At 45.5% G+C, this 21,196-nt stretch carries 17 protein-coding genes; 10 read left to right on the top strand and 7 right to left on the bottom strand.

The features are described from left to right. Positions 1-6 precede the first annotated feature (6 nt). Both thrB and rnhA read left to right on the top strand, forming a co-directional pair. Positions 7-966, top strand: a complete 960-nt coding sequence (thrB, locus tag H3S83_RS04815) for a homoserine kinase (RefSeq protein WP_198225099.1) — start codon at positions 7-9, stop codon at positions 964-966. Positions 967-981: 15 nt separating this feature from the next. After that, complete coding sequence (rnhA, locus tag H3S83_RS04820) at positions 982-1,416, top strand: ribonuclease HI (protein WP_198237797.1); 435 nt, start codon at positions 982-984, stop codon at positions 1,414-1,416. Between the two features lie 7 nt (positions 1,417-1,423). On the opposite strand, the gene H3S83_RS04825 is transcribed toward rnhA, so the two are convergent. Then, positions 1,424-2,233, bottom strand: a complete 810-nt coding sequence (locus H3S83_RS04825) for a protein-disulfide reductase DsbD domain-containing protein (protein WP_198239061.1) — start codon at positions 2,231-2,233, stop codon at positions 1,424-1,426. A 117-nt stretch (positions 2,234-2,350) separates the two neighbouring features. On the opposite strand from H3S83_RS04825, the gene H3S83_RS04830 reads away from it, so the two are divergent. Beyond that, complete coding sequence (locus H3S83_RS04830) at positions 2,351-2,935, top strand: YqgE/AlgH family protein (RefSeq protein ID WP_077970800.1); 585 nt, start codon at positions 2,351-2,353, stop codon at positions 2,933-2,935. 251 nt (positions 2,936-3,186) lie between these two features. Here the strand turns inward: H3S83_RS04830 and H3S83_RS04835 are convergent, their stop codons facing one another. From H3S83_RS04835 to thrC, 4 genes are all read right to left on the bottom strand, one after another. Further along, complete coding sequence (locus H3S83_RS04835; protein ID WP_370541335.1) at positions 3,187-6,069, bottom strand: EAL domain-containing protein; 2,883 nt, start codon at positions 6,067-6,069, stop codon at positions 3,187-3,189. Positions 6,070-6,081: 12 nt separating this feature from the next. Continuing rightward, the gene (locus H3S83_RS04840; RefSeq protein WP_078039242.1) at positions 6,082-6,696 is read right to left on the bottom strand and encodes a GNAT family N-acetyltransferase; all 615 of its coding nucleotides are present in this window, start codon (positions 6,694-6,696) and stop codon (positions 6,082-6,084) included. A gap of 23 nt (positions 6,697-6,719) precedes the next feature. After that, positions 6,720-8,006, bottom strand: a complete 1,287-nt coding sequence (locus H3S83_RS04845) for a pitrilysin family protein (RefSeq protein ID WP_198239062.1) — start codon at positions 8,004-8,006, stop codon at positions 6,720-6,722. Between the two features lie 80 nt (positions 8,007-8,086). After that, on the bottom strand, positions 8,087-9,484 hold the full coding sequence (gene thrC, locus H3S83_RS04850) for a threonine synthase (RefSeq protein WP_198225093.1): 1,398 nt from the start codon (positions 9,482-9,484) through the stop codon (positions 8,087-8,089). A 189-nt stretch (positions 9,485-9,673) separates the two neighbouring features. Between thrC and H3S83_RS04855 the strand changes: the two genes are divergently transcribed. Next, on the top strand, positions 9,674-10,219 hold the full coding sequence (locus tag H3S83_RS04855) for a hypothetical protein (protein ID WP_198239063.1): 546 nt from the start codon (positions 9,674-9,676) through the stop codon (positions 10,217-10,219). Positions 10,220-10,524: 305 nt separating this feature from the next. Here H3S83_RS04855 and H3S83_RS04860 read toward each other — a convergent pair whose 3' ends face one another. After that, positions 10,525-11,217 (bottom strand): HAD family phosphatase, encoded by a 693-nt coding sequence (locus H3S83_RS04860; RefSeq protein ID WP_077970809.1) that lies wholly within the window; start codon positions 11,215-11,217, stop codon positions 10,525-10,527. Positions 11,218-11,582: 365 nt separating this feature from the next. Here H3S83_RS04860 and H3S83_RS04865 point away from each other — a divergent pair, with 365 nt between their 5' ends. Then, complete coding sequence (locus tag H3S83_RS04865; RefSeq protein ID WP_078040344.1) at positions 11,583-12,716, top strand: site-specific DNA-methyltransferase; 1,134 nt, start codon at positions 11,583-11,585, stop codon at positions 12,714-12,716. Positions 12,717-12,817: 101 nt separating this feature from the next. On the opposite strand, the gene mutY is transcribed toward H3S83_RS04865, so the two are convergent. Then, complete coding sequence (gene mutY, locus H3S83_RS04870; RefSeq protein WP_198239064.1) at positions 12,818-13,924, bottom strand: A/G-specific adenine glycosylase; 1,107 nt, start codon at positions 13,922-13,924, stop codon at positions 12,818-12,820. Between the two features lie 638 nt (positions 13,925-14,562). On the opposite strand from mutY, the gene H3S83_RS04875 reads away from it, so the two are divergent. The 5 genes from H3S83_RS04875 to smc all read left to right on the top strand — a co-directional run bounded on the left by H3S83_RS04875 (position 14,563) and on the right by smc (position 21,142). Further along, the gene (locus tag H3S83_RS04875) at positions 14,563-15,330 is read left to right on the top strand and encodes a glycosyltransferase family 25 protein (protein ID WP_198239065.1); all 768 of its coding nucleotides are present in this window, start codon (positions 14,563-14,565) and stop codon (positions 15,328-15,330) included. Continuing rightward, positions 15,327-16,301, top strand: coding sequence for an SDR family NAD(P)-dependent oxidoreductase (locus tag H3S83_RS04880; protein WP_198239066.1), 975 nt, complete (start codon positions 15,327-15,329; stop codon positions 16,299-16,301). Before H3S83_RS04875 ends, H3S83_RS04880 begins: the two co-directional genes overlap by 4 nt. Then, entirely contained in the window at positions 16,301-16,822 is a 522-nt protein-coding gene (locus H3S83_RS04885) for a DUF721 domain-containing protein (RefSeq protein ID WP_198239067.1), read from the top strand. The genes H3S83_RS04880 and H3S83_RS04885 overlap by 1 nt, the downstream gene beginning before the upstream one ends. Before the next feature lie 100 nt (positions 16,823-16,922). Continuing rightward, positions 16,923-17,615 carry a DsbA family protein gene (locus tag H3S83_RS04890; RefSeq protein WP_198239068.1) on the top strand — a complete coding sequence of 231 codons (693 nt, stop codon included), beginning with the start codon at positions 16,923-16,925 and terminating at the stop codon, positions 17,613-17,615. Positions 17,616-17,683: 68 nt separating this feature from the next. Beyond that, positions 17,684-21,142, top strand: a complete 3,459-nt coding sequence (gene smc / locus H3S83_RS04895) for a chromosome segregation protein SMC (protein WP_198239069.1) — start codon at positions 17,684-17,686, stop codon at positions 21,140-21,142. Positions 21,143-21,196 lie beyond the last annotated feature (54 nt).

Raw genomic sequence — 21,196 nt, forward strand, 5'->3', positions numbered from 1 at the left:
CGGATAATGGCTGTTTATACAGATATCAATGAAGACGAATTAACAGAATTTTTAAATGATTATTCGATTGGTGCGCTGCAATCCTATAGAGGTATTGCCGAAGGTGTCGAAAATTCGAATTTTATGCTCCATACGGAAGCTGGACGTTTTATCCTCACACTCTTTGAAAAACGTGTCAAGAAAGAGGAACTGCCATTCTACCTCGAACTGATGAATCATCTTGCCGGAAAAGGAATTTCCTGCCCGAAACCCGTCAAACGTAAAGACGGAAAAATGATTGGCGAACTCGTGGGAAGACCGGCCACCATTGTTTCCTTTCTCGAAGGTGTCTGGCTCAGAAAACCGAATGTCGAGCATTGTCGGGAAGTCGGAAAAGGCATGGCAAAAATGCATCTGGCAGGGCTTGATTTTCCGCTTAAACGAAAAAATAGCCTTTCGATTGAAGCCTGGCGCCCATTATGGAATTTGAGCCGCGGACGTGCGGAAGAACTGGCATCGGGTATTGTCAAGGAAATTGACAAGGAACTCGACTATCTCGAAAGCAACTGGCCGCATGATCTACCTCAAGGCGTCATCCATGCCGACCTCTTCAACGACAATGTTTTCTTTCTGAACGATCATATGTCCGGCATTATAGATTTCTATTTTGCATGTACAGATATGCTTGTCTATGATCTTGTCATTGCCCTTAACGCCTGGTGCTTCGAACGCGATTATTCGTATAATGTCACAAAAAGCGAGGCGATGCTCAAAGCATATTGTGCTGTTCGCCCGCTTCAGCAAAACGAGATTGACAATATACTGGTTCTCGCCCGTGGGGCAGCGATCAGATTTTTCCTCACCCGCCTTTATGACTGGTTCAACACACCGGCAAATAGTCTGGTTGTAAAAAAGGATCCACTCGAATATTGGCGGAAATTGAATTTTTTCAGAGATGTCATCAAACCGTCTGAAATCGGACTCTAAATCGCGGATCTTTCTTTGAAACAGGTTGAAATATTCACTGATGGTGCTTGTTCCGGTAATCCGGGCCCCGGCGGTTGGGGAGCGCTCTTGCGTTGGAACGGGGTCACAAAAGAACTTTACGGCGGCGAAGCCGATACCACGAACAATCGTATGGAATTGACGGCTGCAATAAAGGCACTCAATGCATTGAAAGAGCCTTGTGAAGTGGATCTTTATACCGATTCTGTCTATGTGCGGAATGGCATTTCAAGCTGGATAGATAGCTGGAAGGCGAATAATTGGAAAACATCTGCAAAAAAACCGGTCAAAAATGCCGAGCTTTGGCAGCAATTAGATGAGGCGCGTTCGCGTCATAAAGTAAGCTGGCATTGGGTCAAAGGCCATGCAGGCCACCCTGAAAACGAACGTTGTGACGAACTTGCCCGTAAGGGTGTTGATGAAAACCGCTAGATACTGTTCAATTTTTTTTATCAACAACCAATGTACCGGTAAAGGCTATAGGTTCTGCATCAACGATATAGGTGATAGGCATTGGGGCATTGCTATTTCTTGAAATAATATGCGCGGAAAATATCATTTCATGAGCACTTTTTTTAACAATTTTGGCAGGTCCGATTTCTTCCCTGTTTCCATCAAGAAAAATTGCTGTTATCGTCTCGCCATCTAAATGTTTCAAAGTTATGGTCATAGACTGTCCGTCTTCGCGCGCAGAAATTTCAAGATTTCGAGGCTTGCTTTTCGGTAATTTATCTGTCGCCCAAGCGAGAAGTGACGCTGGAAGCGGCGTTTTGTCACTTGCATCTGAAAAGTCGAATGGAATATTGACCGGAATACAAATTTCTTTGCATAAGCCCAGCGTGAACTGTCCTTTGAATGCTGCATTCTTCGTGTCTTTTTCAACATAAAATGGGAGCATTACCTCGCCTTTATAACCGATAGACCAATCATTACCGTCTATGAATAGCTGAGGAACAGGAAATAAAATCTGGTGATTGAGCGATGGTTGAAAGTCGAATTCTGGCGCCATGCCTGAACTCCCCGGATTTTGCCAATATGTTTTCCAACCCGGTTTGAGATCGACTTCTATTATTCCTTCAAAATGCTTGCCTTCTTTACCGTTGTTCAGCGCAACACGCACCCGCCCGCCTTCAATTTCATGCCAGGGAGTGGCTAACAATTGAACAGGTGAATTTGTTTGTGCAAATGTCGGTAAAGATACAAACGAGGTGAAGACGAAAAAGCAAACCAGCTTTAAAAAAAAACGCAATTCTCCGTCCTCGTCATCAACTAACAATTTATACAAGAGTTTTGTCAAAAAACTTCACTTTTTTCTTGCAACTCGTCAATGTACGATTACTTTTAAATTATGGATAAAATTAGCACAATGAAAAAACGCGACGGCTTTTTAAATGGCCATCTGCTTATTGCAATGCCGGGTATGGGAGATGAACGTTTTGCCCATGCGGTTATCTATATTTGTGCGCACTCTGACGAGGGCGCTATGGGGATTATGTTAAATCGGCGTAAGGACGTAAAATTTCCTGATCTTCTTTTACAACTTGGCATTATTAATGCTGCTCAGGCTATCCATCTGCCGGAACCGATAAAACTATTTCCGGTGAGAAATGGCGGACCTGTCGATCGTCAACGTGGGTTTGTCCTTCATACAGATGATTATGCATGCCGGACAACTATTCCTGTGACCCGTGATATCTGTCTGACATCGACAACGGATGTTTTGAAGGCAATGAGTTTGGGCAAAGGGCCGGAACGCGCAATTATTGCACTCGGATATGCCGGCTGGGCAGGTGGTCAACTCGAAGCGGAAATTGCTGCCAATGGCTGGCTGACAAGCCCGGTCGATGCCGATTTCCTGTTTGCTCAGGATTTCGATCATCAATATGAAAAAAGCCTGAAGAAGATGGGTATTGACCCGACATTTCTCGTCGGACAAGCAGGACATGCTTGAAAAAAGACGGGTCGCTGACGCGAAAATCTTTTTATTGCGAAGAAGCCCGTTTTAGCGAGTTTTTAAAAAAAATTGAAAAACACTTTATTTTTAAGGAAATCGGAGAGGCACTCCATAGGATTTGATTTTTTTGTGCCGATTATACTCTCCCGATAACCTCACTCTATCCTGATAAGCTGACCGGCTTTTTATCCTTTTGCTGTGGCAAACCGGCCAGATGATGGTGAACATGTATTTCAATAATTCAAGCTTTAAATTCCGGCTTTTGGATGTTTCGTGACCAGCGTGATAAGCTCTTCAACGCCCACAGGTTCGGTAAATACATTGCTTTGAACAAATTCGCAGCCTTCTTCACGCAACATAACGGCTTCGTTTTCCTTTTCGACCCCCTCGGCGATCACTTTCAGCTCGAGATCATGGGCCATTGTAATGATGGATTTCAACACCAGACGTTTCTTCGAACTATCGACTTCAAGAAGTGAACGATCGAGTTTTATCATATCGAAGGGGTAACGTAAGAGAAAAGCGAGAGAAGAATAACCGGTACCGAAATTGTCGAGTGCAAGTCCGATGCCGAGAGCCTTGATCTTTTCAAGAAGATTGGATGATTGCTCAGGATTTTCTATCAGAATGGATTCCGACATTTCCATCATCAAGCGTCCCTTGTTGACAGGATTGCGCATCAAAATTGCTTTCAATTCATTGATCAATTCCTGATGAACCATCTCTGCGCTCGGAATATTGACTGAAATAAAGAAGGATTGTTTCGGAAAACGATCCTGAATATGAGCGAGATCTTCAACAACAGTTGACATAGCAAATTTCGCAAGCGGCATGACGACTTGCTCACTTTCTGCCGTGTGAATGAAATCGACAGCCGACAAGTTGCCATGGCGGGGGTGGTGCCATTCCATCAACGCTTCAAAACCGACAATTTGTCCGTCGTTGAGGTCAAGAACCGGATGGTAAAGCACTTTGATTTCGTTGCGTTGAAGCGCATAACGAATATCATTGCCCATGCTGTTACGCTCAAGCCCCAAAGTGCGGAAATTGGGACGGAAGGGTTCTATTTTATTGCCACCGGCTTTTTTGGCGTGAATCATCGCGAGTTCTGCATCACTCAACATGTCTTCGGCATTCGAATTGCCTTCGGTCCATGTGATGAGGCCGATAGATGCGGATAATTTGACTTCGCGTTCCGAAAAAATAATGGGAGCAGCAACTGTTCTTTGCAATTGGTCGGCGAATGCTGCAATTTTGGCAGGATCGGTCTGGCTTGTCAGTACGATTGCAAAACGATCTGTCGAGAGGCGCGAAAGTGTATCTTCGGGTGTAATCAGGCGCCCCAGACGGCGCGCAATTGTCAGCAGGAATGTGTCACCGACCGACATGCCGAACTGATAATTTATATTACGAAAACCGTCAAAATCGATAACAAATACAGTCGGTCTGATCGGCCGACCTGCAACAGCGAGATTGACAAAAGTTTGCAGGTGATCAAGGAAAAGCTGCTGATTGGGCAAACCCGTCAGATTGTCATGGACCGAGTCTTGCAATAATCTTTCTTCCGCTTTCTTGTGATCGGTAACATTGACAAGTGTTCCCACCACCCGCACAATTTCTCCGTCAGAACCGATGACTGGTCTGGCTCTTAATGCAAACCAATAATAGTGTCCGTCGCCGGAACGCAAACGCAATGTTTGGTCAATCCGGCCTTTGCGGGTATCGAGAATCATATCGAGTATCGCACGAAAGCGATCCCGATCGTCGCTGTGCAAAGCTTCAACCCAGTTGCGGATTGTTCCATTCAATTCACCCGCAGTGGAACCGAGATAAATCGAAAGATCGGGATTGATGACCACACGGTCACGTCTCACATCCCAATCCCAGACAATGTCGCCAGCTCCCATAACCGCAAGAGCCTGCCTTTCAAGATCGGAAAATATGCCTTGATGGAACGCGCCGCCAGAAAACGCATGTTGCATAACCGTAAAGGCAATAAGAAGAACGATGAGAACCAGTCCGCCGGCAAGTGCAGGTTGAACAATATCATTATCAAGCTTGCCGGTTACACACACATAAGCTCCGCAAAGCCAAAAGATAATGAGAAGCCATGTCGGTATCAACATAATGGCACGGTCGTAGCCGCGGATAGAAAGATAGCCAATGAGAACGATACCGAGTAGGGCGGTCAGTCCGAAGGAAAGTCGGGCAATACCTGCTGCTCTTGTCGGGTCATAGACCGCGAAAGCTCCGAGTGCGCATAAAGCGATTATCCAGGCCGCCGCACCATAGCTGAAATGGTAATGCCAGCGGTTTAAGTGGAGATAGGTAAAGAGAAAGATAAAAAGAGATGCAGCCAGTGCCACTTCCGTTGCCGCTCGCCACATCGGTTCGGTTTGCGCCGAGATAACGAATAATTTGTTCAGAAAATTGAAATCGATGCCGATATAGGCAAGCACTGCCCAGGCAACTGCTGCTGTTGCCGGAAAAAGGCCGGTTCCTCGTACCACAAAAAGAACACTCAAGAGGAGGGCGAGAAGTCCGGAGATGCCAAGCAATATACCATGGTAGAGCGTATAAGAGTTAATTGTATCCTTATACGCTTCCGGTTCCCACAAATAGACTTGTGGCAGTTTTGATGAACCGAGTTCGGCAACAAGTGTGACAACCGCCCCCGGATTGATGGTAATTCTAAAAACATCCGAATCAGGACTGGATTGCCTATCAAGAGCAAAACCTTCAGACGGGGTGATGGATTGTATGCGCACCGACCCAAGATCGGGCCATAACAGGCCGGATCCTGCCATCCGGTAATGCGGTGTAACAATGAGGCGGTCAATCTGGTCGTCGGTTGGGTTGGCTATGGCAAAAACCGCCCAGTCACTTTCTGCGTGGTCGCCATTACCCTGCATTTCGATACGCCGAACAATACCATCCGGTCCGGCCGCCGTTGATGTTTGAAAAGTGTTTCCCTTGATGTGGTGGATTTCGACAGCGCGGGATAAATCAAGTGCCGTATCTTGCGAAGATATTTTGACGGGCTCAACAGACAATGCCGACTGGCACAACAGGGCGATCATTCCCAGTGTCCAGAATATAAAAATAGATACGGTCTTGCCTATAATCTTCACAACGCCTCACTTTCAAATTGATTTTATTGGTCTTTCGGTTTCCAGCAAAGAATAGAGGTAATGATCCTGCCATTCACCGTGAATTTTAACATAAGCCCGCATCAGCCCCTCTCTGACGAAACCACATTTCTCCAATAAAGCAATGGAACGTATATTTGTCGGAACAGAGGCAGCTTGCAGACGATGTAATTTGAGCTGTTGAAAAGAAAAATCAATCATCAGTTCCAAACTTTCATGCATAAAACCGTGGCCCGAATATTTCTCTCCGCACCAGTAACCGATTTCGCCTGATTGTACGACCCCACGTCGAATGTTTCCGAGGCTTATTCCGCCGATAAGATGGTTTGTTTCGTTTAAAAACACGAAAAATACAAAAAATTGGCCATTTTTGCGACCTTCAATATAACGGTCGAGATGAGATTTATAACGGATAAGCGTATGGGCATCAGCCGGCCAAAGTGGTTCCCACGGTTCCAGAAACGCACGGCTTTCGGTTCTCAAAGTTGCCCATTCCTGATAATCATCGAGCATAGGAAAACGCAGATAGATATGTTCCGCCTTCAAATTCGGAAGGTGGATTTTTTCCTGTTGTCTATGCGGCTGTCGCCGGAAGGGCATTTTGAACATGCCATTGCCTTTCTGGCCGAACCTTAATAAGGACGCCGTCCGGCTCCCGAGGATAGAGCCGCGACAAGATCACCATAACTCATAATTGGCCCGATTGCCCCCACTGCTGCCAATGTCGGTTTTGAATCAATAAATAAGCGTTCAGCCAAATCGGTCAATCTGTCAACAGTCAAAAGTGACAGACGCTCCAATGTCTCGGATGCCGGAATAGGACGACCATAAAGCAGCATTTGCCTTGCAATCGTTTCGGCCCGGCTTGATGGACTTTCTTGCGACATAATGAGACCGGCACGATATTGTTCTCGTGCACGATCAAGTTCTTTCTGGTCTATCTTTTCGCTGACCTTATAAAGCTGGTCCAGAATAACGGGGATAAGGTCGCTAAGGCCGTCTTCACTTGAAGCGGCATGAACGCCGAATAGGCCTATATCCGAAAATCCCCAATGAAAAGCGTAAATTGAATAACAAAGCCCACGTTTTTCACGCACTTCCTGAAATAAACGTGAAGACATCCCGCCACCAAGAATGATGGATAGAATTTGGGAAGCGTAATAATCACGAATATGATAGGCACGCCCTTCAAATCCCAAAAGCACCTGCGCATCTTTGAGATTGCGATATTCACGGAAATCACCGCCAACATAATTGGCAAGATCGGCAAGGGGAGCAGGTGAATGGGCACGATAATTGCCAAGTCGTTTTTCAACTTCTTTGACAAATGCCTGATGGTCAACGGCGCCTGTTGCCACAAAAATCATTCTGTCGGCGCTATAATGCTCGTTCATAAAATTCCGCAAATTATCGGAGGTCAATGCACGAACGGACTGGGCCGTGCCGAGAATAGGTCTGCCTATTGTTTGATGGCGGAATGCTGTTTCGGTAAAATGGTCGAACACAATATCTTCGGGCATGTCATTTGCAGCACCGATTTCTTGCAAAACAACCTGTTTTTCGCGTTCAAGCTCACCTTCGTCGAATTTCGGTGAAGTGATAATGTCGGCAAGAATATCAACAGCAAGGGGTACGTCATTTTTCAGTACACGTGCATAATATGCTGTGGTTTCAACGCTTGTTGCCGCATTGATTTCTCCGCCTACATCCTCGATCTCGGCAGCAATTTCATAGGCAGAGCGATTTGAAGTGCCTTTGAAAGCCATATGCTCAAGCATATGGGCAACGCCATGCTCGTCATATGTTTCATTACGAGAGCCGGATTTTACCCAGATGCCGAGTGCAACACTCTCGATCTGGGGCATGGTATGCGTGACGATTGTCAAACCATTGCCAAGTCGGCTGATTTCTACACACATACGTGTGAAACTCCTTCATTCAAAACTTCAATAAAAAACCACATTATGCGTTGTCTGTCTTTTAGAAAAAATGAACAGGGTTAATGGCAGGCGCGTGACTTGCTGCCAATATAATCTTTCACTATTTTTTCATCATTCTTGAGTGTTTCATAGTGCTCGGGTCTTTCCATCAGTCCGTCGAGCCAATGAGGAAGTTTCGGCGTTATGCCGCACGATGCCTTCACCGCATCGGGAAATTTTGCCGGATGAGCGGTAGAGAGAACCACCATAGGAATGGTCTCTTCCAAATGTTCACGCGCAACTTTGATAGCTATAGCTGTATGCGGGTCGGCAAGATAATGGCTTTCCTTGTAAAGTCGGTCGATCATATGGGCGGTTTCTGTTTCAGTGGAGCGACCGGCCGAAAAGAGGGTGCGTATTTTTTCAAGTGCACTTTGCTCGATCCGGAATTCGCCGGATTGTTTCAAACTTTCCATAGCATTGCGGATTGATACAGCATCGCGCCCTGAAGCTTCGAATAACAACCGTTCGAAATTGGAGGAAACCTGAATATCCATGGATGGAGAGGTGGTATGTTTCAACGAGTGGATTTTGTAGACACCTGTTGCAAGGGTACGCACCAGAATATCATTGTCGTTTGTTGCAATGACGAGATGGGCAATGGGAAGCCCCATACGGGAAGCAACAAAGGCTGCAAAAATGTCACCGAAATTACCGGTAGGAACAGTAAACGAAATTGCTCTGTCAGGAGCACCGAGTGAAATTGCCGAAGTAAAGTAATAGACAATTTGCGCCATGATGCGCGCCCAATTGATCGAATTGACGCCGGAAAGAGCCGTTTTATCGCGGAAGGCATGGTCGTTGAACATTGCTTTTACCAATGCCTGACAATCATCGAAGTTCCCTTCAATAGCCAGTGCATGGACATTGGCATTTTTATTGGTTGTCATCTGGCGTTGTTGCACCGGCGATACATGACCTTTCGGAAAAAGAATAAAAATATCGCAGCGCTCACGTCCGGCAAACGCTTCAATTGCAGCTCCGCCGGTATCACCCGATGTTGCACCGATAATTGTTGCCCGCTTGTTCTGCCGGTTTAGTATATGATCCATCAATCGGCCAAGCAATTGCATTGCAACATCTTTGAATGCCAAGGTGCGGCCATGAAAGAGTTCCAGTATGAATTCATTTGTATTGGTCTGGACAAGAGGGCAAACTGCGGGATGACGGAATGTCTGATAGGCTTCGTCAACCATAGCATCGAAATCGCCGCGCTCGATATCTCCTTCTACAAATGGCCAAAGAAGGGTTTTGGCAATTGTTGCATAGGATTTCCCTCGCAAAGCTTTTAACGAAGACGGTGAAAAATGCGGATAAGTTTCAGGCAAATAAAGCCCGCCGTCACGCGCGAGACCGGTCATAACTGTATCGGAAAAGCCGAGTACCGGCGCATTGGCTCTCGTGCTGATATATTTCATTCACATACTCCTCGGCTTATCAACAAACGTAAAATGTTTGCCTTCGCATTATTTTACAACCTTTACGGGACGGAAAACGTCCTCTATTTTACCAGACTTGCCAAAATATATAAAAAGCGAGACAACAACAAATCACTCTTTTCAAACGCTGATATAGACCAGGTTTACTAGTTGAGGAAAGTCCACTTCATGGATAAAAATTCGATTTATCGTTTTTCATTCGGCTTTGGCCTTATTATTGCTGCTTCGTCACTTTTTTCGGGATGCTTTATCCATAAGAAAGTTGACAATGTGCCGCCCGAGCCAAAAATTACCGAAGCACAATTGCGCGCCTATTGCCCCATCGTTCTCATGCGCGACAATACGGCGTTTTATGATGTTTATGAACGTGGCGGGGAGGGGGACGCCAATAAAGTCATGTATCAGGCTGCTATAAGAGACGTGACCAGAACATGTAACACCTCGGACACAACCTTATCTATGACAGTTGCAGCCTCGGGGCGGGTGGTGCCTGGCCCGATGTTTAAAAAAGGCACCGTGTCACTCCCGATCCGGGTCACAGTAATGCAAGGCGATTCTGTAATCTATTCGAAATTGCGTAACTATCCTGTTGAAATCAGCAACGGGGTTGATGCGACACAATTCATCTTTTCGGATGATCAAATTTCATTTCCAAAACCGACAGCGAAAAATATCCGGATTTTTGTCGGATATGACAGAGATCAGAAAAAATAATTGCTTGCAAGAAATGCGGGGGAGCTTCCGGCAAAACGGAACTTCCTTGCACCTTATAAAACGCCCTAAGTTACAAAGCACCTGAAGTTACAAAACGCCGGAAGACTATAACGCTTCCGGTGTTTTTTTGAGCTTTTTCGCGTTTAAACTTTTTTGGCCGGATTATCTTTTAAGCGCCTGAAGATTTTCTGATAGATGAAATGGTACTTTCAGAAATCGTCATATTGGCAAGTTCAAAATGCTGATTTCGGATATTGTAAAAGAACCATTCGCGCTTAGCCATTGTGGCCGTCAAAGGCGGTAGCTCATATATCTTTCCACTCGGACAAAGCTTTGAGTACGGCCGGTAGATCCACGTGATGTGCAATGACTGTTTCGGCTCCCGCTTCGGTTAAAACATCGGCAAGGCCGTGATAGGCGTGGGAGCCGCCGGTAAAGCCCACAACACGCATTCCGGCTTTGACGGCACCACGAACGCCATGAACCGAATCTTCGATAACAATTGTATTTTCGGGCTTTGCGTGCATTTTTTTTGCCGCATAAAGATAGACATCGGGAGCCGGCTTTACCTTTTTCGTTCCAACTTCGGGTGCAGAAAAAATCTTGTTTTCAAAAAGATCGTAGAGACCGGTAATAGTAAGCATGCGCTTAATGTCTTCTGATCGCGAATTCGAGCAGATACAATAAGGATAGAGTTTGGCAACAGCTTCGACAGCCTCTCGTGCACCATCAATGCCGAGTAATTCATCTTGCATGCGCTTTTTGAAAAGTTCGGGAACCTGTTCAATCAGACCGACGGACAGGGGAACATCCGAATGTTTTTCAATTTCTTTGAGGATATCGAGAAAAATAAGCCCTGCATAACGTTCCGATATTTCTTCGGGTGTTATTTCAACGCCTGCTTCTGCCAATAATTGCGATTCAATCTGGGCCGCCAGATATTCCGAATCAACAAGGACTCCATCACAATCAAAAATAACAAGATCTATCTGCGGCATCAGCTTTTATCCCGTAATGTGTCATAACAAGTTCCGATCTTTTAGACGTTTCGGTCGGGCATTGGCAATAGCTGAAAAATTAGCGTCGATTTCTATTTTGTTTTTCCGGCTTATCAGCTTTGAAAGATTCTGGTTTTGGTAATTCGATTGATAAAAGTTTTGAGTTTACCAGTTGTCTTTCCGGATGTGTGGCTCGAATTCCGGTCCGCTCTTTGTAAAATTTTATATTGTGACAATAACCGTTTTTAAAACCTGAGGTCTTTAACCCGATATTTACCCTATTTCGCCAATTTATGCTTGTTGAAACCGTGATTCGTTTGGTCACGGAAGTTTATGTGTTTCGAGTATTTGTAGCCGAGTATCCTATGAGTGTTGTCCGTCTTGTAAAAGATCTCGTTCAGTCTTCTCCTGAAGAAGTATGGCGTAACCAGATTTTAAAGGGTGACTGCGTCGCAGCGCTCAATAAATTGCCCAGTCAATCGGTTGATGTAATTTTTGCCGATCCTCCCTATAATCTACAACTTGCAAATACACTTCATCGTCCCGATCAATCATTGGTGGATGCTGTGGATGATGATTGGGACCAGTTCGAGAGCTTTGCAGCCTATGATGCTTTCACCCGTGCGTGGCTTCTTGCCTGCCGCAGAGTATTGAAGCCGAATGGCACAATCTGGGTGATTGGCTCCTATCATAATATTTTTCGCGTTGGTACAGCCTTGCAAGATCTCGGTTTCTGGATGCTCAACGATATTATCTGGCGTAAGACCAACCCGATGCCGAACTTCAGAGGACGCCGGTTTCAGAATGCGCATGAAACATTGATCTGGGCATCGCGCGACCAGAATGCAAAAAAATACACCTTCAATTACGAAGCGATGAAAGCAGCCAATGATGACGTGCAGATGCGTTCTGATTGGCTCTTCCCGATCTGCACCGGAGCTGAACGCTTGAAGGACGAAAACGGCCATAAAATTCATCCTACACAGAAACCGGAAGCTTTGCTTTCCCGTATCATCATGTCGTCGACAAAACCGGGCGACGTTATTCTGGATCCGTTTTTCGGGTCGGGCACGACCGGCGCGGTTGCAAGGCGCCTTGGCCGCGATTTTGTGGGTATCGAGCGTGAACAATCCTATATTGATGCGGCTTTGGAAAGAATTGCTGCGGTCGAACCGTTAGAAAAGCCTGAACTTGCAATGATCTCGGGGAAACGGTCGGAACCCCGTGTCGCCTTTGTGAGCCTTCTTGAAGCAGGATTATTGAAACCGGGCAGCGTTCTTTATGACAAAAAACGTGAGCATACTGCCATTGTCCGTGCAGATGGAACTGTCGTGGTTGATGGTGAAGCCGGTTCGATCCATATGATGGGACGAAAGGTACAAAACAGCGCGAGCTGCAATGGGTGGACGTTCTGGTATTTTGAAAAAAATGGTCAGCTCGTTTTGATTGACGAACTACGTTTAACTATTCGGGAACAAATGGCCAAGCATGGCGTTTAAACTTCAAATGGCCGGATAACCTCCAGTCTCCGGTCTTATACAAAAGGCGTGCGCATGAATTGCGCCGCCTTTTTATTTTTGCGCGTATTTTTGAATTTTATTTATTTTGAAAATTGCAATGCGTGTTTTTGTGGTGTCCGATTTTTTCTTGTTTTGGATTTAAAAATTTCCGGAAAGGCAACGGCAATTGCTTTCTTCATGACCGTTGGCAGGGCTTCATTGTTAAGATGATCCAACCGGCACCACCAACCGTTTCCGGCTCGTGTTTTTTCGACATTTTCTGCCAAATAAACATCAAGCGTGAGAGAAAAATGGGTAAAAATATGATGAGCCTGTCCTTGGAACGACCAGTTTCCGCAGAACGGCGCGTCAACAACTGAATAAGTTTGTTGATCGCCGAACTGATTGGGGATTTGCGTCATTCCACCAAGCAGCCCCGAACTATGCCGTTTCTCCAGATAGATTTCATCATTTCTGCTTAATGCTATAAAAGCAATGCCGTGACGTTGTGGTCTCTTTACTTTCGGTGGTTTGACAGGAAATGCTTCTGGCCTTGCTATTTTCTTCGCTATGCAAAGGCTTTCGACAGGGCAAATCATGCATTTTGGTTCACGCGGAGTACAGATTGATGCACCAAGATCCATCATACTCTGTGCAAAATCTCCGCAACGTGTAGATGGTGTCAGATCTTGTGTCTTGCTTTTTATAATTGCTTTTGCCTGCGGCAATGGCTCCTCAATGGCGAACAGGCGGGCAACGATCCGTTCGACATTTCCGTCAACGACAGCAGCCGGCTGATTATAGGCAATAGAAAGAATAGCTGCCGCTGTATAATCGCCAATTCCGGGAAGCTTTTTCAATTTTTCGAGCGAACGCGGGAATATGCCATCATAGTCGGTTGCAACTTGTTCAGCACATTGTTTAAGGTTTCTTGCGCGTGAATAGTAACCAAGGCCGGCCCATGTTTTTAGCACATCTTCAAGATCGGCTTTCGCAAGACTAAAAATATCAGGCCATTTGGTGACAAACTTTTTGAAATACGGTTTTACAGCCTCAACCGTGGTTTGTTGCAACATCACTTCCGAGAGCCAAACCCGATAAGGATCAGGTTTTTCACCGTTCAAAAGATCAGCCGGAGCAATTCGCCATGGTAATGTTCTATGATAGTGATCATACCAGAAAAGTAGCTTGTCGGAAAAATCGGTCATGAATTTCTCCAACCATAATTTATCTAAAAAATCAAAAGAAAAGGTAGCGGCTAATGCCGCTATCTCCGTTTTGATCCTTCCTATGTGAGAAAAATAAAGCATTTTGGTGACATCAGGTTGTGGCAGACGTCTGACGAAACAGCCCAATAAAACAATCAAACATATCGACTTTGACGTTAGCGGGAATCTTTTAAAAAATATATCCTTAGAAATTCATAATTACCCGACAAATGGAGCGGTGGTCGCAGGAGTGTTAGGTGGATATTCCAAAGCAACCTTTTAGATTGTTAAGGAGTATGAGGCTAGGACCCTTCGGTGACTGATAAACTGTTAAAACGCCCGAAAAAGTTTCTTAAAACCACGATAAAACGATAAGCAACTCCTATCTGATAAATGCGTTCTCTTTGCTAGGATATCGTTTGAAATAGATAATTCTTGATAAAAAGAGATTTTTTATATTGGTTCCACGATTAATATATGAATGCCTATAAGATATTTCCGAACCAATGTCAGGCAATCAAAATTGTTTACATCGGAGCTGCTAACGGTTAATTTGGAAGCCGCTTTTTAAAGCCAAGGTCGAGAATGGCGCTGTGTCCGTTTGACCCCGTTTTCGTAAATTCATTGTCGAGGGCACCGTGAATATTCCCGTTTATATTATCAATCTTGATCGTTCGAAAGAACGCTTCAATAAAGTTGCACAATCTGCCGAAGCGGCGGGGCTCGATTATCATCGTATACCGGCGGTTGATGGCAGCAAGATCAATTTTCAGAATATGCCGGAAATTGATGTTAAACGGTTCCAACGTTGCCACGGGAAGAATATTCTTCCCGGAGAAGCCGGGTGCTATTTAAGTCATCTTCAAGCGTTGTCGGTTATTGCAAATGGCCAGTCTCCTTATGCTGTCATCGTAGAGGACGATGTCGGATTTCATCAGGACTTTAACAAACTCATCGGAAAGCTCTCTGAAGTCGACGGGTGGGATGTCATAAAATTAGCCAATCATCGTAACCGGATTTTTCATAAAATGATGGATATTACCGATGAAGTGTCTATCGGCCGATATTTACATGGCCCGTTGGGAAGCGCCGCAGCCTATATGGTAACCCGCGAGGGAGCAAAGAAACTTCTTGATAAATTGACTCCGATGCGTCTTCCTTATGATGTTGCGCTTGAACGAGGTTGGAGCGGGTTCAAAGTTTTCTCCACAAACAAGAATATAATAAAATTTTTTGATGTTGATTATTCGACAATTCTGGAGGGAAGAAAAACCTATCATAATATGCGATTACCGAAATGGAGACGGATAGGCACCTTGTTTTTCCGGACGTCGGATTATATCCGTCGTATCATTTACGCGCTTCAGCCTTCCGGTTTGAAACTTCGAGATAGGGTGAAAAAATGAAAGCAATTGTCACAGGTGCAGCCGGTTTCATCGGTTTTGCAACGACAAAAGAATTGCTAAGGCAAGGTTTCGAGGTTATCGGGGTCGATAACCTGAACAATTATTATTCTGTGTCGCTCAAAAAAGCACGTCTTGAGGAGATAAATAAAAATTCTTCATTCCGTTTTGTTCTGGCCGACATAGCCAATAAAGAACAAGTCGAGCGGGCTATCGGAAATGAAAAAAATGTAGATGTTATTGTTCATTTGGCGGCACAGGCAGGGGTGCGTTACTCCATAGAAAATCCTTCTGCATATGTAAGTGCGAATGTCGAAGGTGAAGTCAGAATCTTCGAACAGGCGTTGAAGTTTGAGTCCTGTCCACCGGTTGTCTATGCAAGCTCGTCATCTGTATATGGTGCTAACAGAAAGATACCCTTTTCTGAAGAAGACAGAGTGGATGATCCGGTTTCGGTTTATGCTGCAACAAAAAGGGCTGGCGAGTTGCTTGCCCGCTCCTATGCCCATGTTCACAAGCTCAAAACAAGCGGATTAAGATTTTTTACCGTCTATGGCCCTTGGGGGAGACCCGATATGGCCCCCTGGCTTTTTACAGACGCTATTCTGGCTGGCCGTCCGATAAAACTTTTTAACTACGGTAAAATGCAACGTGATTTTACCTTTATTGACGATATTGTGCGCGGCGTTATGTCTGTGGTACAAAAAATTATAAATGAACCGGGAAAAGTGGCCGATATCTATAATCTTGGCAATAACCGACCGGTTCAACTACTGGAATTTGTTGCAGCTATCGAACAGGCAACAGGAAAAAAAGCGCTGACAGAACTTTGTCCTATGCCGCCAGCGGATGTTGAAAAAACCTATGCCGATATTTCAAGGGCTGAAAGGGACCTGGATTTTCATCCCACAATGTCGATCACGGAAGGCATGGCAAGATTCGTTCAATGGTTTAAACATTATCAGGGCAAATAATGGGGTGGAAACCGAAAAAACGACATTTTTCTTCACTTGCTGAAACAAGTTCAAAATTGCTTGATCCAATTTTACGTAAAAAAACGGGTCTCAGCCTTGAACTTATGACAAATTGGCCACTTCTTGTCGGTGAGGATATTGCTGATAGCACAATGCCTTTGAAAATCATATGGGCACGGCGTGCCAGCGTCGATGATCCATTTAAACCGGCAACGCTTGTTGTCGGTTGCGAAGCTTACGCGGCGATGATTTTAACCCATGAAACGCATGAGGTTCTTCAGCGGATAAATGCATTTTTTGGTTTTGTAGCAATCAATCGTATAAAAATAGAACAACATAGTATAAAAAAAGAGGAAGTCGTCCGCTCGCAGCCTCTGTTGGTTGACGACAATGATCGCAAGCGGATTGACGAACTTACCTGCCGGATAGAAAGTGATGCTCTGCGCAATTCTTTGAAAGATTTGGGGCTATCTATTTTCGCACAGAAACATTCTGTTCGTGACAAAAAATTTAATAATTAGCTCAAGACAATTATTGGTCTATGACTTATAAAAATAATAAAGCTTGCCTTCTAAATAGCGAGTTTCAAGTTTGAACGAAATAAAAAGAAAAGGTAATATTATGCTTAATACCAAAAACAGTCGACGTCTCCGTTGTTTTGCCGCCGCTTTCGGTTTAGCCGCAACGACCTGTTTTGCTGTTTTGCCTTCTTTTGGCGCGGATAATAAACCTGCCGAAACCAAAACAGTCGAGGTCAAGTCTAACGGTACAGTTGATATGGCAAAACTGCTGGAACCGGGCAAAGGCAAAGAAATGGTAGAAGGTAATGCTGATGCGCCGGTAACAATTGTGGAATATGCTTCTGTTACTTGCGGCCATTGTGCTGCTTTCTTTAATGAAACGCTGCCATCCATCCGTGATAAATACATAAAAACCGGCAAGGCACGTCTGGTATTCCGGGAATTTGCTTATGATGCAAGGGCACAAGCAGGCTATATGCTCGCGCGCTGTGTTCCGGAAGACCGTTATTTTCCGATGTTACAGGTTCTTTTTGAACGGCAAATGGAATGGGCTGCCGCCGATGATGCATTGCCTCCTTTGAAAAAGATTGCAGCCATGGCAGGACTTGACGAAAATGGCGTGGAAGCCTGTTTGAAAAACCAGTCGGTTCTGGATGAAGTGAAAAGCTCTTTCGAACGTGGAAAAGAATTCGGCGTTACTTCGACACCGACATTTTTTATCAATGGCAAGAAGTATGAAGGCGCATTGTCTGTGGACGAGATGTCTTCTGTGATAGATAGTTTTCTAAAATAAGAAAAATATGTCATAAAAAGGGTGCAGAAGATGAGCTGCATCCTTTTTTCTAATTCGTAGGTAGGTTTATGCAGTTTACGAAACTGCGACTGGTCGGTTTTAAATCCTTTGTTGAAGCCCAGGAATTCGTGATAGAACGTGGGCTAACAGGTGTCGTCGGCCCTAACGGATGTGGAAAATCGAACCTTGTTGAATCTCTTCGCTGGGTCATGGGAGAGAATTCATACAAAAACATGCGTGCTTCCGGCATGGATGACGTGATTTTTTCCGGTTCTGCAACACGCCCACCCCGTAATTTTGCTGAAGTCACACTGTTTCTTGATAACTCCGATCGCAGCGCTCCTGCGGCTTTTAATGATGCAGATGAATTACAGGTTTCTCGCCGCATCGAGAGAGATTCAGGTTCGGTATATCGGATCAATGGGAAAGAAGTGCGGGCGAAAGATGTTCAGTTATTGTTTGCTGACCAGTCAACGGGAGCGCGTTCTCCTTCCATGGTCGGTCAGGGGCGTATTGGCGAGCTTATACAGGCAAAACCTCAGGCACGCCGTGCTTTATTGGAAGAAGCGGCAGGCATTTCGGGGCTTCATTCGCGCCGTCATGAAGCAGAATTACGTCTGAAAGCGGCAGAAGGCAATCTTGATAGACTTGAAGATGTTGTAGGAGATCTTTCATCGCGGATTGAAAGTTTGAAGCGCCAGTCACGGCAGGCAAATCGCTTCAAAGCTCTTTCGGCAGAAATCAGGCAGGCCGAAGCGGGGCTTTTCTATTTGCGCTGGTCTGAAAACAAAACACAAGAAGTCGAAGCAACGACCATACTCAATCGTGCGACGATGCTTGTCGCAGAAAAAGCTCAGGCACATATGCGTGCCGAAAAAGCACAGGAAGAAAGCAAAAATAAACTTCCTCCCTTGCGAGAGGAAGCAGCCAGAGCCTCTGCTGCTCATCAAAGATTGAGTCTTGAACTGAAACAACTTGATGAGGAGAAAAATCGTAATCGTCAACGGCAATTGGATCTGATGCGCCGGCTTGAACAGCTTGACTCCGACATTGCTCGCGAAGAACAGCTTGCAAAAGATAATGAACAAAGTCTGGAAAGGCTGGTTGACGAGGAAGAGACGTTGAAGCTTGAGGCTGAAAACCAGCAGGAAACCGAAATAGAGCTTAATGTTTTTTATGAAGAGCAACAAAGCCGGTTGAATAATAGTGAAGCCGAGGCAGGCGAACTCACCAAAATTCTGGCAGAGGCGAGGGCTGAAAAAGCAAGAATTCTTGACCAGATCGCCGACTTTACGAAACGCGGCGAGCGGCTTGACGAAACGATTGCCGAGGTCAAACAGCAGATCGAAATTTTGAAGGCAGATCTTGATTCTGCAGATAAGATCGGTGCGGCTCAAGCTGCATTAACTGAAGCAGAAGCGCAACTTGCAGAAAATGAAGAACTGCTACAGACATGCGAACTTGATACTGAAAAAGCGCGGGAAGAAGAAAATGCTGCCCGTCCTGCGGTTTCGGATTGTCGCGATCAATTAAATGCCCTCACCACAGAAGCACGTACTCTCGAACAGCTCCTGAATAGCTCGATCAGCGGAGAATTTCCGCCAGTGGTTGATGAAATTACTGTAGACGACGGTTTGGAAGTTGCACTGGGGGCAGCTTTGGGCGATGACCTTGAAGGATCACTCGACGAGGGCGCCCCGCTTTTCTGGAGCGGTTATAAAGGCAAATATGATCGTCCCGCTCTTCCAAATGGTGTCAAGCCATTGGCCGATTTTGTAAAAGCTCCGGAGGAACTGACTGAAGCACTTGCCCAGATCGGTGTTGTAGACGAGGAAGAAGGCGAACGGCTACAGCCGGAATTAAAAGTCGGACAAAAACTGGTAAGCCGCCATGGAGCCGTCTGGCGTTGGGACGGCTTAAGAGCACGAGCCGATGCGCCGACAGCAAGTGCGCAACGTCTGGCTCAAAAAAATCGGCTCCAAGTTTTGTCACATCTCGTCAATGAGGCAAAAACTGCGTTGGGTAAAGCGGAAGAAAAACTAGCTGAATTGTCAAAGAAAGCAGGAGATGCACAGCTCTATGAACGTGAAATACGGGCGAAATTACGCTTCTTTCGCGACAAATGTGAGGAAGCCCGACAGCTCTATACGAGAATTGAACGCGAACATTCCGAACATCGTTTGCGTCTTTCTGCGCTGGAAGACAATGCTTTAAATCTTGGACAGGAGAAAGCCGAGAACGCCAGAAAACTTGAAGCTGTTTCGAGCGAACAAGAGAAATTGCCCGATATCTCCTCTATTGAAGAAAAACTGAAAATTTTTTCAGAAAAAATTTCTTCCGAGCGGAAAATGGTTTCGGAAGCATTGGCTAAACTTCAAAATTGGAAGCAGAACGCTAGTGCTCGTATACGCAGGCTTGAAGTTATCGGTTCTGAACGGAAAAATTGGCAGAACCGCATCGAAAACGCAAAAAATCAGATAAAGTCTTTAAAAGCCCGTCGCGAAGAAGCAATTGTTGAAGCTGAACAATTGGCCGAGACGCCGGAAGGAATAGAGGAAAAGCGCCAAAAATTGCTTGATGTGATTGCTAAAACAGAACAGGACGGACATGAGATCATGGATCGCTTGGCGGAGGCGGAGGCGATCCAGACAACGCTTGATAAACAAACTTCGGAAGCCTTTGCCAAATTGTCTACAAGCCGCGAGGAACGTGCACGCGCCGAAGAGCGGCTTAATGCGGCGGTCGATCGCCGCAAAGATATTGAAGCAAGAATTAGCGAAGCTTTGAACTGCCCACCACATGAAACGCTGCGTCTCGCTGGGTTTTCTCTGGAAGGAGAAATGCCCGACATTGAAACGCTTGACCATAAACTCGAGCGATTGCGTATCGAACGCGAACGGTTGGGAGCAGTCAATCTGCGTGCCGACGAGGAAGAAAAAGAGCTGCGTTCGCGATTTGATTCAATTACCGATGAACGCGACGATGTGGTTGAGGCAATCAAAAAGTTACGCCTTGCAATTGTCAATCTCAATCGCGAAGGACGGGAACGTCTGCTTTCGGCCTTTACCAGAGTGAATGAAGAGTTCCAGCGTCTCTATCACCATCTTTTTGGCGGTGGTACTGCCGAGCTGCAACTGATCGAGTCGGATGACCCTCTGGATGCCGGTGTGGAGATTTTGGCACGACCTCCGGGGAAAAAACCGCAAACCATGACATTATTGTCCGGGGGTGAACAAGCCTTGACGGCTATGGCTTTGATTTTTGCAGTATTTTTGACCAGTCCCGCACCGATTTGTGTCCTTGACGAGGTTGACGCACCGCTCGACGATCACAATGTCGAACGTTATTGCAATTTGATGGAGGAAATGGCGAAATCAACCGAAACGCGTTTTGTCGTTATCACCCATAACCCGATTACGATGGCGCGGATGAATCGTCTGTTCGGCGTGACAATGGGCGAGCAGGGGGTTTCTCAGCTCGTATCGGTTGATTTGCAAACTGCAGAAAAAATGCGTGATGTCAGTTAATATTCTACAGTCAAGCTTTTGTTATTCAATCGATTTGGTTGAATTGTAAAAAAA

This window comes from Bartonella sp. W8122 (genome assembly GCF_016102485.1).
Taxonomy (GTDB): Bacteria; Pseudomonadota; Alphaproteobacteria; order Rhizobiales; family Rhizobiaceae; genus Bartonella; species Bartonella apihabitans.

Excerpts from the sequence above, each read along its gene's own strand:
- thrB (WP_198225099.1), top strand. The coding sequence starts at position 7 with ATGGCTGTTTATACAGATATCAATGAAGACGAATTAACAGAATTTTTA.
- H3S83_RS04830 (WP_077970800.1), top strand. The coding sequence starts at position 2,351 with ATGAAAAAACGCGACGGCTTTTTAAATGGCCATCTGCTTATTGCAATG.
- H3S83_RS04840 (WP_078039242.1), bottom strand. The coding sequence starts at position 6,696 with ATGTTCAAAATGCCCTTCCGGCGACAGCCGCATAGACAACAGGAAAAA.
- H3S83_RS04845 (WP_198239062.1), bottom strand. The coding sequence starts at position 8,006 with ATGTGTGTAGAAATCAGCCGACTTGGCAATGGTTTGACAATCGTCACG.
- thrC (WP_198225093.1), bottom strand. The coding sequence starts at position 9,484 with ATGAAATATATCAGCACGAGAGCCAATGCGCCGGTACTCGGCTTTTCC.
- H3S83_RS04855 (WP_198239063.1), top strand. The coding sequence starts at position 9,674 with ATGGATAAAAATTCGATTTATCGTTTTTCATTCGGCTTTGGCCTTATT.
- H3S83_RS04860 (WP_077970809.1), bottom strand. The coding sequence starts at position 11,217 with ATGCCGCAGATAGATCTTGTTATTTTTGATTGTGATGGAGTCCTTGTT.
- H3S83_RS04865 (WP_078040344.1), top strand. The coding sequence starts at position 11,583 with ATGAGTGTTGTCCGTCTTGTAAAAGATCTCGTTCAGTCTTCTCCTGAA.
- mutY (WP_198239064.1), bottom strand. The coding sequence starts at position 13,924 with ATGACCGATTTTTCCGACAAGCTACTTTTCTGGTATGATCACTATCAT.
- H3S83_RS04880 (WP_198239066.1), top strand. The coding sequence starts at position 15,327 with ATGAAAGCAATTGTCACAGGTGCAGCCGGTTTCATCGGTTTTGCAACG.
- H3S83_RS04885 (WP_198239067.1), top strand. The coding sequence starts at position 16,301 with ATGGGGTGGAAACCGAAAAAACGACATTTTTCTTCACTTGCTGAAACA.
- H3S83_RS04890 (WP_198239068.1), top strand. The coding sequence starts at position 16,923 with ATGCTTAATACCAAAAACAGTCGACGTCTCCGTTGTTTTGCCGCCGCT.
- smc (WP_198239069.1), top strand. The coding sequence starts at position 17,684 with ATGCAGTTTACGAAACTGCGACTGGTCGGTTTTAAATCCTTTGTTGAA.